The following is a 12,294-nucleotide window of genomic DNA, read 5'->3' on the forward strand; positions in this document are numbered from 1 at the left end:
TTTATGGTATAATAATTTGAATTGAAAAGATGAAAGGAAGAGCTAAATGGCTTTAACAGCAGGAATTGTCGGATTACCTAATGTCGGCAAATCAACTTTATTTAATGCAATTACAAAAGCGGGGGCAGAAGCAGCGAACTATCCTTTTGCAACAATTGACCCTAATGTTGGAAGAGTGGAAGTTCCGGATGCACGTCTTGATAAATTAACAGAGCTCATCAAACCACAGAAAAAAGTTCCAACAACCTTCGAATTTACAGATATTGCTGGAATTGTGAAAGGTGCTTCAAAAGGAGAAGGACTAGGGAATAAATTCTTGGCCAATATCCGCGAAGTAGATGCTATCGTCCACGTTGTACGTGCTTTTGATGATGAAAATGTCATGAGGGAACAGGGTCGCGAGTCTGATTTTGTTGATCCAATGGCAGATATTGAAACAATCAATTTAGAATTAATTTTAGCAGACTTAGAAAGTATCAACAAACGTTATGCGCGTGTAGAGAAGATGGCAAGAACTCAAAAAGATAAGGATTCTGTGGCGGAGTTTAATGTGTTACAGAAAATTAAGCCAGTTCTCGAAGATGGTCTCTCAGCTCGGACAATTGACTTTACAGAAGAAGAACAGAAGATCGTTAAAGGGCTCTTTCTCTTAACGACTAAACCTGTGCTTTATGTGGCCAATGTCAGTGAAGATGAAGTGGCTGATCCAGATAATATTGACTATGTGAAGCAAATTCGGGAATTTGCAGCTACAGAAAATGCAGAAGTTGTAGTCATTTCAGCGCGTGCTGAAGAGGAAATTTCTGAATTGGATGATGAAGATAAATCAGAATTTTTAGAAGCAATAGGTCTGACAGAATCAGGTGTGGATAAACTGACCAGAGCAGCTTACCACCTGTTGGGACTTGGAACATACTTTACAGCTGGTGAAAAGGAAGTACGTGCTTGGACCTTCAAACGTGGAATGAAAGCCCCTCAAGCAGCAGGTATCATCCACTCAGATTTTGAAAAAGGTTTCATCCGAGCAGTAACCATGTCTTATGATGATTTACTGCATTACGGAAGTGAAAAAGCAGTGAAAGAAGCTGGTCGTTTACGTGAAGAAGGAAAAGAATATATCGTTCAAGATGGCGATATTATGGAATTCCGATTTATTGTGTAAAAAAAGTGTAAATGGAATAAAGAGTAGGTTGGAAAAAAATTTCCAACCCTTTTAAGCTTTGAAAGGATAAAAATGACAAAATTAATTGTTGGATTAGGAAATCCAGGAGATAAATATGTTGAAACAAAACACAATGTTGGATTTATGTTAGTTGACAAGTTGTGTAAAGATTTAAATTTAAAGTTTACAGCCGATAAAATTTTTCAATCAGAAATTGCTTCAACATTCTTAAATGGTGAAAAGGTATATTTTATCAAACCAACAACTTTTATGAATGAAAGTGGAAAAGCAGTTCATGCATTGTTAACTTATTATGGTTTAGAAGTTGAAGATTTACTTGTCATTTATGATGATTTAGATATGGAAGTTGGTAAGATTCGTTTACGCGCAAAAGGTTCAGCAGGTGGTCATAATGGGATTAAATCGATTATTAAACATATAGGTACTCAAGATTTTAAACGAGTTAAAATAGGTATTGGTCGTCCCAAAGAAGGTATGACAGTGGTTCATCATGTTTTAGGAAAATTTGATAAAGATGATTACATAACTATTTTGAATACTCTTGACAAGGTTGACAATGCTGTAAATTATTATTTACAATCAGGCAATTTTGAACAAGCAATGCAGAAGTATAATGGGTAATAAAATGAACTTGATTGATTTATTTTGTCAAAACCAGCAAATTTTAGATTGGAAAAAAAATCTAAATCAAAAGACTAGACAGTTACTAATGGGATTGTCTGGTTCGACTAAAGCACTTGCAATAGCCTCCGCTCTTGATGAACATCAAAAAATTCTCGTTATGACATCAGGTTATAGTGAAGCAGAAAAGTTATCTAGTGACTTGATTTCTTTGTTAGGTGAGGAAAAAGTATATAATTTTTTAGCTGACGATGCACCTATGGCTGAATTTATCTTCTCGTCTCAAGAGAAGATATATGCTCGGATTGGAGCATTAAATTTTTTATTAGATGACAATGAGTCAGGTATTCTAGTCATAAATCTTTCAGCTAGTCGCCTTTTTTTACCAAATCCAAATGAATTAAAATCTTCAATTATAGAACTAAAAGTTGGTCAAGAATATAACCTTGATACCCTTGTAAACTTTTTGATTAAGATTGGTTATAGGAAAGAATCACAAGTTTTTAATCAGGGTGAGTTCAGTTTAAGAGGTGATATCCTAGATATTTTTGATAAAGATAGTACTTCTCCTTACCGTTTAGAATTTTTTGGAGATGAGATTGATGGAATACGTATTTTTGATTCAGAAAGCCAAACTTCTATTAAAAATTTAAATCAAGTTTTAATTCATCCTGCAAACGATATATTGTTATCGGATGAAGATTATCTAAGAGCTCAGAAAAAAATAGAAGAGGCAGTAAAAACAAGTCAAGATAACCATCTAAAATCTTATCTTGAAGAGATCTTACAGGATGTTAAAAAACGTCAACTTCATCCAGATTCTCGAAAATTTTTATCCTATTTTTATGAGAAAGAATGGACTATTCTAGATTATCTTCCAAAACATACTCCTATTTTCTTTGATGATTTTCAAAAAATCATGGAGCGAAATGCACAATTTGAAATGGAAGCTACAACTATTTTGACAGAAGGTTTACAATCTAGTAAAGCTGTTTCAAATCAGAAATATTTTGTGAATTCTTATCCAGATTTTAGAAATTACAAACCTTCTACTTTTCTTTCAAATTTTCACAAAGGCTTAGGTAACTTAAAATTTGATTTTCTTTATCAATTTAATCAATACCCTATGCAGGAATTTTTTAGTCAATTTCCTTTATTGAAAGATGAAATTGATCGCTATAAAAAGGCAGGTTCTACAGTAATCCTGCAAGCATCTTCATTAGCTGCTTTACAATCTTTACATAAAACTTTACAAGAATACGACATTCAAGTAGAGTATATAAATGATAAAGAAATCCATAAAAATTCAGTGCAACTTATACAAGGAAATTTAAACCAAGGGTTTAATTTTGTAGACCAAAAACTTGTATTAATTACAGAATATGAAATTTTCCAAAAGAAAGTTAAAAGACGTGTAAGACGGCAAAATATATCTAATGCAGAGCGATTAAAGGATTATAATGAGTTAGAAAAAGGAGATTATGTTGTCCATAACATACATGGTATTGGGCGATATCTAGGAATTGAAACCATAGAAATTTCTGGTATTCACCGAGATTATGTAACCATTCAATACCAAAATGCTGATCGAGTATCGATTCCAGTTGACCAAATCCAACTCTTATCAAAATATGTAGCAAGTGACGGAAAGACACCAAAAGTCAATAAGTTAAATGATGGTCGTTTTCAAAAGACAAAACAAAAAGTTCAGCATCAAGTGGAAGATATTGCAGATGATTTAATTAAATTGTATGCAGAGAGGAGCCAGCTAGAAGGTTTTTCCTTTTCTAGTGATGACGAAAATCAGATTGAATTTGATAATGATTTTCCTTATGTTGAAACAGAGGATCAATTACGAAGTATTCAAGAAATAAAAAAGGACATGGAAAGCAAGCAACCAATGGATCGCCTCTTGGTAGGAGATGTTGGTTTTGGTAAAACTGAAGTAGCAATGCGGGCAGCTTTTAAGGCTGTTAATGATCATAAGCAAGTCGCAATTTTGGTTCCAACAACTGTACTTGCTCAGCAACATTATACAAATTTTAAAGAACGATTTAATGACTTTGCTGTTAATGTTGATGTTCTAAGTCGCTTTAGGACAAAGGCAGAGCAGAATGAGACTTTAGAAGCTTTGAAAAAAGGTCAAGTGGATATCATTATTGGGACTCACAGGCTCTTATCACAGGATGTTGAATTTGCAGATTTAGGTCTGATAGTTATTGATGAGGAACAGCGTTTTGGAGTTAAGCATAAGGAGAAACTAAAAGAATTAAAAACAAAAGTTGATGTCTTAACTTTAACTGCTACTCCTATTCCTCGTACCTTACATATGTCAATGTTAGGTATTCGAGATTTATCAGTCATTGAAACTCCTCCGACCAATCGTTATCCAGTTCAAACTTATGTTTTAGAAACTAATCCAACTATTATTCGAGATGCAATTGTAAGAGAAATAGATCGTGGAGGACAAGTTTACTATCTTTACAATAAAGTTGACACAATTGAGCAAAAAGTAGCTGAATTAAAAGAGTTAGTTCCAGAAGCAAATATTGGTTTTGTTCATGGTCAAATGAGTGAAATTAGATTGGAGAATACTCTAATTGACTTTATAAATGGAGAATATGATGTCTTGGTTACAACTACCATTATTGAAACAGGAGTTGATATTCCAAATGCAAATACTTTATTTATAGAAAATGCTGATCATATGGGTCTGTCAACCTTGTATCAACTTAGAGGACGAGTAGGTCGGAGTAATCGTATCGCCTATGCTTATTTTATGTATCGTCCAGATAAAAATTTGACTGAGGTGGCTGAAAAACGTTTAGAAGCAATTAAAGGTTTTACAGAGCTAGGTTCAGGATTTAAAATTGCAATGCGAGATTTATCCATTAGAGGAGCAGGAAACATTCTTGGATCTTCTCAATCAGGATTTATTGATTCAGTAGGGTTTGAAATGTATTCCCAACTTTTAGAAGAGGCAATTGCCAAGAAACAAGGTAAAGAGCAAAAAAGACAAAAAAGTAATGCAGAAATTAATCTCCAAATTGATGCCTATTTACCAAGTGACTATATATCAGATGAACGTCAAAAAATTGAGATTTACAAACGTATTCGTGAAATTGACAACAGTGTAAATTATGAAGATTTACAGGAAGAATTGATAGATCGTTTTGGAGAGTATCCAGATGTTGTCGCCTATTTATTAGAAATTGGTCTGTTGAAATCATATTTGGATAAATCCTTTGTTTCTTTAGTAGAACGTAGACAGCAGACCGTAGTTGTTAGATTTGAAAAGATGTCACAGCAAATATTCTTGACCCAGGATTATTTTGAAGCTTTGGCTGCAACAACTTTAAAAGCTCGTATAGGAGAAAGCGACAAACTAATTGAAGTTATTTTTGATGTTCGTCAGAAAAAAGATTATGAAATCTTAGAAAATTTAATTCAGTTTGGTCAAAAGTTGGTGGAGATAAAACAAAGAAAAGAGGATTGAGGGGATTTTGTTTTTTCATTTTCTTTAAAACATGATAGAATATTAAGAGAATTGAGGTAAGGAATATGAGATTAGACAAGTATTTAAAAGTATCAAGAATTATTAAGAGGCGAACTGTTGCAAAAGAAGTTGCTGATAAAGGGCGAATAAAAGTAAATGGAATTCTAGCCAAGAGTTCAACAGACTTAAAAACAGATGATATTGTTGAAATTCGTTTTGGTAATAAACTACTCACTGTGAAAGTATTAGAAATGAAAGATAGTACCAAAAAAGAAGATGCAGCAAGTATGTATGAAATTGTTAGTGAAACAAGGGTAGAAGAAGATGTCTAAAAATATTGTTCAATTAAATAATCAGTACATTCAGGATGAAAATCAGCGTCGACGCTATTTAGAAGAAGAGCGTCGCAAAAAAAATCGTTTTATGGGCTGGGTTTTAATTTTAGTTATGCTTTTGTTCATTTTACCAACTTATAATTTAGTACAATCCTATCAAACTCTTCTAGAACGTCGGCAAAAGCTTGTTGAATTACAAGAAAAATATGATGAGTTGAGTAAGGAAAAAGAATATCAAGAAAACTTGTCTAAGCGTTTAAAGGATGATGACTATGCCGCTAAGTACGCTCGAGCAAAATATTTCTATGCTAAAGAAGGAGAGACAATCTATAATATACCAGATTTGTTACCACAGTAATCATGGATAATATTGTTAAAACAGTGGAGAAATTTTTAACTTTCTCAGAGGAAAAATTAGAAGAACTTTCACAAAAGAATCAAGAATTGAGAGAAGAAAAAAATACAGAAAGGAAGGATTGATGAGGAAATACTTAGCTTTATTGTTGTTACCGGCTTTCTTTTGCAGTAATATAGTCATTAGCACAGAAAAAGATATTCCATTGACAACAAGTCAACAGTATGAATTGACCAATACAAGCTACAGCAATTATTATCAAACACTTCCTACCAATCCAAATGTTTATGAAGAAGTTTTAACTTTTTCTTCTGCAGAACTAGATAAGATTTCTGGGAAGCTATCTCCAAATCAGCCTTTCAAGTTGACTGAATTAGTAGTCAATTCTCAAGGATTACCTCTCTTTAAGTTATCCAATGGTCAGTTTGTAGTTGCTGATAAACGTTCCATTTATGATGATACTGTCTTGGCTTTGGAAGATACAAATCAAACAGTGTGGCTGAAACCAGGTTTTACAGTTTATGAAAAAGCTTATGTAAATGGTGTCAAAAAAATTAATAGTAATAAATCAGCCTATACTTCTGTAAAAATCACTCAACTAGCTACAACACCAACAGCCCAATATGCAAAAATTGAAAATAGTGGTTGGGTAAGAGCGGATTATCTTTCAGATACAGATAATCGCATCGAAAAAGTTCAAGAAATCTTAACTAGTCGATATAATCAGGCGGACTTTTCTATTTATGTCAAACAGTTGAATACAGGAAAAACGGCAGGAATTAATCAAGATACAGAGATGTATTCTGCCAGTGTAACTAAATTGCCAATTCTTTATTATGCTCAAGAAGAATTAAATAAAGGGAAATTTACACTTGCACAAGGACTAAAATATATTCAGGATGTTAATGATTATTCTGGAGCTTATGATACGGAAGGAAGTGGGAGTTTACCCAAAGAAGCGGATAATAAAGAATACAGTGTACAGGATCTCATTAATCATATTGCCAAAGAATCTGATAACGCCGCAACCAATATTTTAGGTTACTATGTTACAGATAAATCAAGCTCGACCTACCGTTCCACTATTGAAAACATTGCAGGTAGAAAATGGGATGTGGAAGAAAGAAATGCCTCTGCTAAAATGGCAGGAAATGTAATGGAAGCTATTTATTATCAAAATGGTTCTATTATTGACACTCTTTCGCAGACCAATTTTGATAATCAGAGGATTTCTAAGGATATTCCAGTGAAGGTTGCTCATAAGATTGGTGACGCTTATGATTTCAAACATGACGTTGCCATTGTTTACAGTGAATCACCTTTTATCATATCGGTTTTCACTAATCATTCAAACTATGACACTATTTCAAAAATAGCCAATGATGTCTATGAGGTGCTGAAATGATTGAGCAGCAATTTTTGAAACAGTGTAAAGAAAAAGCTTATTTTATTGAGCATCAAAGAGTTTTGTTGGCCATTTCTGGTGGCCTTGATTCTATGACCTTATTGAACCTTTTATATAAGTATCAAAAAGAGTTGGATATAGAACTTATCTTGGCTCATATCAACCATAAACAACGAATTGAAGCTGATCAAGAAGAAAAACAATTAAAAGAAATTGCTCAAAAACTTGGTGTAAAGATTCTTACATCAAGTTTTTCTGGAGTTTTTTCAGAAAAATCAGCTAGAGATTTTCGTTATAATTTTTTCAAAAAAGTCATGCAAGAAGAAGATTGTACTGCCTTGGTGACAGCCCATCATGCAGACGATCAAGCAGAAACGATTTTTATGCGGATTCTACGTGGAAGTCGCTTACGTTATTTGTCTGGTATGAAAGATAGGCAGCCTTTTGGTGGTGGCGAGTTAATTAGACCCTTGTTGGAATTTTCTAAAACTGATTTTCCGACGGTTTTTCATTTTGAAGATGCCTCGAATTTTGAAAATACTTATTTTAGAAATCGTGTAAGAAACCAATATTTCCCGCTTTTAGAAACAGAAAACCCCAGAATCAAACAAGCTATTATAGGTTTAGGTTTAGAAATTGCTCAATTACAAAAAGCTCTTTCCAGCTTAACAAAAGACTTAAATCTGACAGATTTACAGACGTTTAGGAAGCAAAAAAGAGAAGTTCAAGTTTTTTTATTGCAGGAATATCTTGAAAAATTTCCTGATTTACAACTAAGTAAAGCACAGTTTGATGATATTTTACATATTGTAAATACTAAAACCAACTATCACCATTATCTTAAAAATCAATATGAGCTCATCCAAGACTATCAAGCCTTTAAAATTCAGAAAATCGGTCCTAAGTCTGATTCAAAAAAGGGAGCTATTTTGCTACAATTTGAAGATATTATTGAACTAGGTGGTTATTGTTTCTCTTTTGGGAAAGAATTAGTTGGTGAAGTGGTTCAGATGATTCCTGTTTCACGTAAAACTTCTATTGTGCTCCGTCACCGACAGTCTGGAGATAGAATTTTATTAAATGGTCACCATAAAAAACTAGCTCGATATTTTATAGATGAAAAATACTCTCTTAAAGAAAGAGATGAAGCTGTCATTGTGGAACAATTTAATGAAATTTTAGGGATTGCTGGAATTGTAACAGGTGATTTGAGTAAGAACTCGAAACGTGATATAATGAAAGATGTTCTTTATATTAAAAAAATAGATAGGTAAGATTATGTTAGAAAAAGACATTAAAAAAGTACTGATTTCGCACGATGAGATAGTTGCTGCTGCTAAAAAACTAGGAGCCCAATTAACAGAAGATTATCATGGGAAGAATCCTATTCTAGTTGGTGTTTTAAAAGGTTCGGTTCCTTTTATGGCTGAGTTGATCAAGCATATTGATACTCATATTGAATTGGATTTCATGATTGTATCTAGCTATCATGGTGGAACTTCTAGCAGTGGTGTAATTAACATTAAAAAAGATGTTGACCAAGATGTTGCTGGTCGCGATATTCTTTTTATTGAAGATATCATTGATACTGGAAAGACCTTAAAAAGCCTTTGTGAAATGTTCAAAGATAGAAATGCGGCATCAGTTAAAATTGCTACACTCTTGGATAAGCCAGAAGGACGCCTCGTTGAAATAGAGGCAGATTACACTTGCTTCACAATTCCAAATGAATTTGTAGTTGGCTATGGATTGGACTATGTTGAAAACTATCGCAATTTACCTTATGTAGGTATCTTGAAGGAAGAAGTATATACAAAATAAAAGGTTTACTATATATAAATGAAAAATAAGCAAAATAATGGATTAGTAAAAAATCCACTTCTGTACATTCTAGTTGTGATTGCCTTAGTAACAGGGTTTCAGTATTTGATGGCTGGAAATTCTGTCAATCGCAGTCAACAGATTAATTACACAGAATTAGTTAAAGAAATTGAAAAAGGTAACGTGAAAGATATTAGTTACCAACCTAATGGAAGTGTTGTTGAAATTTCCGGAACCTATAAAAAATCTAAGGAAGTGAAAGATACAACAGGTATCCAATTTTTCCCATCGCCTTCATTATCGGTTAAAAAATTCACCAGCATCATATTGCCGGCAGATTCAACTATTTCTGAATTACAAAAGTTAGCAGCTAAAAACAAGACAGAGATTAGCATCAAACGTGAAAGCTCAAGTGGAATGTGGCTTAATATCTTAATTTCTGTCTTTCCACTTGTTATTGTTGGATTCTTCTTCTTTTCAATGATGAATCAAAGTGGTGGCGGTGGTGCCCGTGGTGCGATGAATTTTGGTCGCAATAAAGCGCGTGCTGCTAGCAAAGAATCAATCAAAGTACGGTTTTCCGATGTTGCTGGTGCTGAAGAAGAAAAGCAAGAATTGGTTGAAGTAGTTGAGTTTCTTAAAGATCCTAAACGTTATACCAAGCTTGGAGCTCGTATCCCTGCTGGAGTTCTCCTCGAAGGCCCTCCAGGAACAGGGAAAACTCTTCTTGCTAAAGCAGTAGCTGGAGAAGCTGGTGTTCCTTTCTTCAGTATTTCTGGTTCAGATTTTGTCGAAATGTTTGTTGGTGTTGGTGCTAGTCGTGTTCGCTCATTATTTGAAGATGCTAAAAAAGCAGCTCCAGCAATCATCTTCATTGATGAAATTGATGCAGTCGGTCGTCAGCGTGGTGTTGGCCTTGGCGGTGGTAATGATGAGAGAGAACAAACTTTAAACCAACTTCTTATTGAGATGGATGGTTTTGAAGGAAACGAAGGTATTATCGTTATCGCTGCAACAAACCGTTCAGATGTGCTGGATCCTGCACTTCTTCGTCCTGGACGTTTTGACAGAAAAGTTTTAGTTGGTCGTCCAGATGTCAAAGGTCGTGAGGCTATCTTACGTGTTCATGCTAAAAATAAACCTTTGGCTACAGATGTTGATTTAAAATTAGTTGCTCAGCAGACCCCAGGATTTGTTGGTGCAGATCTTGAAAATGTCCTAAATGAAGCAGCCTTGGTAGCAGCGCGTCGGAATAAGAAAGTAATTGATGCTTCTGATATTGATGAAGCTGAAGATAGAGTTATTGCAGGACCGTCTAAAAAAGATAAGACTGTTTCAGAGCGTGACCGCCAAATCGTTGCGTATCATGAAGCGGGTCATACAATTGTTGGTTTGGTTCTTTCAAATGCTCGTGTCGTACATAAGGTAACTATCGTACCTCGTGGTCGTGCTGGAGGATATATGATCGCCTTACCTAAAGAAGACCAAATGCTTTTATCTAAAGAGGATATGAAAGAGCAATTAGCTGGTCTCATGGGTGGACGAGTAGCAGAAGAAATTATCTTTAATGTTCAAACAACAGGAGCTTCTAACGACTTCGAGCAGGCAACACAAATGGCTAGAAGTATGGTTACAGAGTATGGTATGAGTGACAAACTTGGTCCGGTACAATATGAAGGAAATCATGCTATGATTCCAGGTGCACATAATCCACCGAAATCTATCTCTGAGCAGACTGCCTATGAAATTGATGCTGAAGTACGTGATCTCTTGAATGAAGCACGGAATAAAGCTGCAGAAATCATTCAATCTAATCGTGAAACCCACAAATTGATTGCCGAAGCGCTTCTGAAATATGAAACATTGGATAGCAATCAAATTAAATCTATATATGAAACTGGGAAAATATCTGAAGATCAATTAGATGAAGATAAAGAGTCGCACGCACTTTCATATGACGAAATTAAATCAAAAATGGAAGAAAACAACTCAGCTGAATAAAATCAAAAAGAATCTCATTTTGGGATTCTTTTTTTGAGAAGTTAGTCATAAATCAAACTCATTTGATAGATATAACTTAATTACTAGATCACCAATAAAAGATGATTAAAAAAATAAATAGAAAAGTATTGACAAAACGAAAGGAACTGATATAATGTTCTATGTTGTGTGTTTATGGTCCGTTGGTCAAGGGGTTAAGACACCGCCTTTTCACGGCGGTAACACGGGTTCGAATCCCGTACGGACTATATTATCCGGCATAGCTCAGTTGGTAGTAGCGCATGACTGTTAATCATGATGTCGTAGGTTCGAGTCCTACTGCCGGAGTTAAGTATAAAAAACAGGAAGAATTTTCTTCCTTTTTTTTATGTTTTAAAACAAGAACAAAATGCATAAAGTATTATCAATAGATACATGACAATAATTTTAAATAAACAAATACACCCCAATGTCCGCAACAGTCTGGATCTTTGATAGATTAATAGGTGAGGAGGAATCCTCTAAAACCAAAAGAAAGGACTAGTCAATGAAGTTTGAGGACGTATACAAACAAGTTGAAGGGATAGTCAAGCGCTGTTATAAAGATTATTATCTGCACTTATGGGAGTATGCAGATTGGAGGCAGGAAGGAATGTTGGTGTTGTACGAATTATTAAAAAGTCATCCCAACCTACTGGAAGATCATCCACGCCTGTACCGTTACTTCAAGACCAAGTTTCGGAACAGAATACATGATTTGATTCGTCGGCAAGAGAGTCAAAAGCGGAAATTGGACAGGCAACCCTATGAAGAGGTCAGCGAGATAGGTCATCGTTTAAGAATGAAAGAGCTGTATCTGGATGAATTGGTAGCCTTTAGAAGCGCGATGGCAGAGTATAGAAGTCAGCTCAGTCCAGAAGAATCAAAACAATATGAGCGCCTGATGGCAGATGAAAGGTTCAAAGGACGTAAGGCAATGCTCAAAGATCTGTCCTATCACTTAAGGGATTTCAATCCCCGTTTAGATTAAAAAGAAGGGAGAGGAGATCTCCCTTTCAGTCTGTTTTCCAATTTCATGCTCAAGAAAAAAGCCAACGA

11 protein-coding genes and 2 tRNA genes are annotated in these 12,294 nt (G+C 34.6%); all 13 read left to right on the top strand.

Translation table 11 applies throughout. The features are described 5' to 3' along the window. The first annotated feature begins 46 nt into the window (after positions 1–46). The 13 genes from ychF to O3640_RS03190 all read left to right on the top strand — a co-directional run bounded on the left by ychF (position 47) and on the right by O3640_RS03190 (position 12,226). Positions 47–1,162, top strand: coding sequence for a redox-regulated ATPase YchF (ychF, locus tag O3640_RS03130; protein WP_371586640.1), 1,116 nt, complete (start codon positions 47–49; stop codon positions 1,160–1,162). Positions 1,163–1,234: 72 nt separating this feature from the next. Continuing rightward, entirely contained in the window at positions 1,235–1,804 is a 570-nt protein-coding gene (gene pth / locus O3640_RS03135; protein WP_045772580.1) for an aminoacyl-tRNA hydrolase, read from the top strand. Continuing rightward, entirely contained in the window at positions 1,797–5,300 is a 3,504-nt protein-coding gene (gene mfd / locus O3640_RS03140; protein ID WP_195321992.1) for a transcription-repair coupling factor, read from the top strand. The genes pth and mfd overlap by 8 nt, the downstream gene beginning before the upstream one ends. Before the next feature lie 65 nt (positions 5,301–5,365). Next, the gene (locus O3640_RS03145; RefSeq protein ID WP_012131074.1) at positions 5,366–5,632 is read left to right on the top strand and encodes an RNA-binding S4 domain-containing protein; all 267 of its coding nucleotides are present in this window, start codon (positions 5,366–5,368) and stop codon (positions 5,630–5,632) included. Beyond that, positions 5,625–5,993 carry a septum formation initiator family protein gene (locus O3640_RS03150; protein WP_012131073.1) on the top strand — a complete coding sequence of 123 codons (369 nt, stop codon included), beginning with the start codon at positions 5,625–5,627 and terminating at the stop codon, positions 5,991–5,993. The genes O3640_RS03145 and O3640_RS03150 overlap by 8 nt, the downstream gene beginning before the upstream one ends. 2 nt (positions 5,994–5,995) lie before the next feature. Beyond that, positions 5,996–6,115 carry an SP_0009 family protein gene (locus O3640_RS03155; protein WP_037622626.1) on the top strand — a complete coding sequence of 40 codons (120 nt, stop codon included), beginning with the start codon at positions 5,996–5,998 and terminating at the stop codon, positions 6,113–6,115. Further along, the gene (locus tag O3640_RS03160; protein ID WP_045772579.1) at positions 6,115–7,395 is read left to right on the top strand and encodes a serine hydrolase; all 1,281 of its coding nucleotides are present in this window, start codon (positions 6,115–6,117) and stop codon (positions 7,393–7,395) included. The genes O3640_RS03155 and O3640_RS03160 overlap by 1 nt, the downstream gene beginning before the upstream one ends. Continuing rightward, on the top strand, positions 7,392–8,669 hold the full coding sequence (gene tilS, locus O3640_RS03165; protein ID WP_227221623.1) for a tRNA lysidine(34) synthetase TilS: 1,278 nt from the start codon (positions 7,392–7,394) through the stop codon (positions 8,667–8,669). Before O3640_RS03160 ends, tilS begins: the two co-directional genes overlap by 4 nt. A gap of 4 nt (positions 8,670–8,673) precedes the next feature. Then, entirely contained in the window at positions 8,674–9,216 is a 543-nt protein-coding gene (hpt, locus tag O3640_RS03170) for a hypoxanthine phosphoribosyltransferase (RefSeq protein ID WP_008808023.1), read from the top strand. Positions 9,217–9,234: 18 nt separating this feature from the next. Next, on the top strand, positions 9,235–11,217 hold the full coding sequence (ftsH, locus tag O3640_RS03175; RefSeq protein ID WP_227221624.1) for an ATP-dependent zinc metalloprotease FtsH: 1,983 nt from the start codon (positions 9,235–9,237) through the stop codon (positions 11,215–11,217). Positions 11,218–11,393: 176 nt separating this feature from the next. After that, a tRNA-Glu gene (locus O3640_RS03180) sits at positions 11,394–11,465 on the top strand. Between the two features lie 5 nt (positions 11,466–11,470). After that, positions 11,471–11,544, top strand: a tRNA-Asn gene (locus O3640_RS03185). Between the two features lie 199 nt (positions 11,545–11,743). Continuing rightward, positions 11,744–12,226: a sigma-70 family RNA polymerase sigma factor gene (locus O3640_RS03190; RefSeq protein ID WP_045772576.1), complete on the top strand. Its 483-nt coding sequence runs from the start codon at positions 11,744–11,746 to the stop codon at positions 12,224–12,226. Positions 12,227–12,294: the final 68 nt, after the last annotated feature.

It is taken from the genome of Streptococcus sp. 27098_8_75, from assembly GCF_041432475.1.
Lineage (GTDB): Bacteria > Bacillota > Bacilli > Lactobacillales > Streptococcaceae > Streptococcus > Streptococcus gordonii.

What these genes read in the sequence shown, in the direction of transcription:
- hpt (WP_008808023.1), top strand. Translation starts at nt 8,674, where the DNA reads ATGTTAGAAAAAGACATTAAAAAAGTACTGATTTCGCACGATGAGATA.
- pth (WP_045772580.1), top strand. Translation starts at nt 1,235, where the DNA reads ATGACAAAATTAATTGTTGGATTAGGAAATCCAGGAGATAAATATGTT.
- O3640_RS03150 (WP_012131073.1), top strand. Translation starts at nt 5,625, where the DNA reads ATGTCTAAAAATATTGTTCAATTAAATAATCAGTACATTCAGGATGAA.
- ychF (WP_371586640.1), top strand. Translation starts at nt 47, where the DNA reads ATGGCTTTAACAGCAGGAATTGTCGGATTACCTAATGTCGGCAAATCA.
- tilS (WP_227221623.1), top strand. Translation starts at nt 7,392, where the DNA reads ATGATTGAGCAGCAATTTTTGAAACAGTGTAAAGAAAAAGCTTATTTT.
- O3640_RS03190 (WP_045772576.1), top strand. Translation starts at nt 11,744, where the DNA reads ATGAAGTTTGAGGACGTATACAAACAAGTTGAAGGGATAGTCAAGCGC.
- O3640_RS03160 (WP_045772579.1), top strand. Translation starts at nt 6,115, where the DNA reads ATGAGGAAATACTTAGCTTTATTGTTGTTACCGGCTTTCTTTTGCAGT.
- ftsH (WP_227221624.1), top strand. Translation starts at nt 9,235, where the DNA reads ATGAAAAATAAGCAAAATAATGGATTAGTAAAAAATCCACTTCTGTAC.
- O3640_RS03155 (WP_037622626.1), top strand. Translation starts at nt 5,996, where the DNA reads ATGGATAATATTGTTAAAACAGTGGAGAAATTTTTAACTTTCTCAGAG.
- O3640_RS03145 (WP_012131074.1), top strand. Translation starts at nt 5,366, where the DNA reads ATGAGATTAGACAAGTATTTAAAAGTATCAAGAATTATTAAGAGGCGA.
- mfd (WP_195321992.1), top strand. Translation starts at nt 1,797, where the DNA reads ATGGGTAATAAAATGAACTTGATTGATTTATTTTGTCAAAACCAGCAA.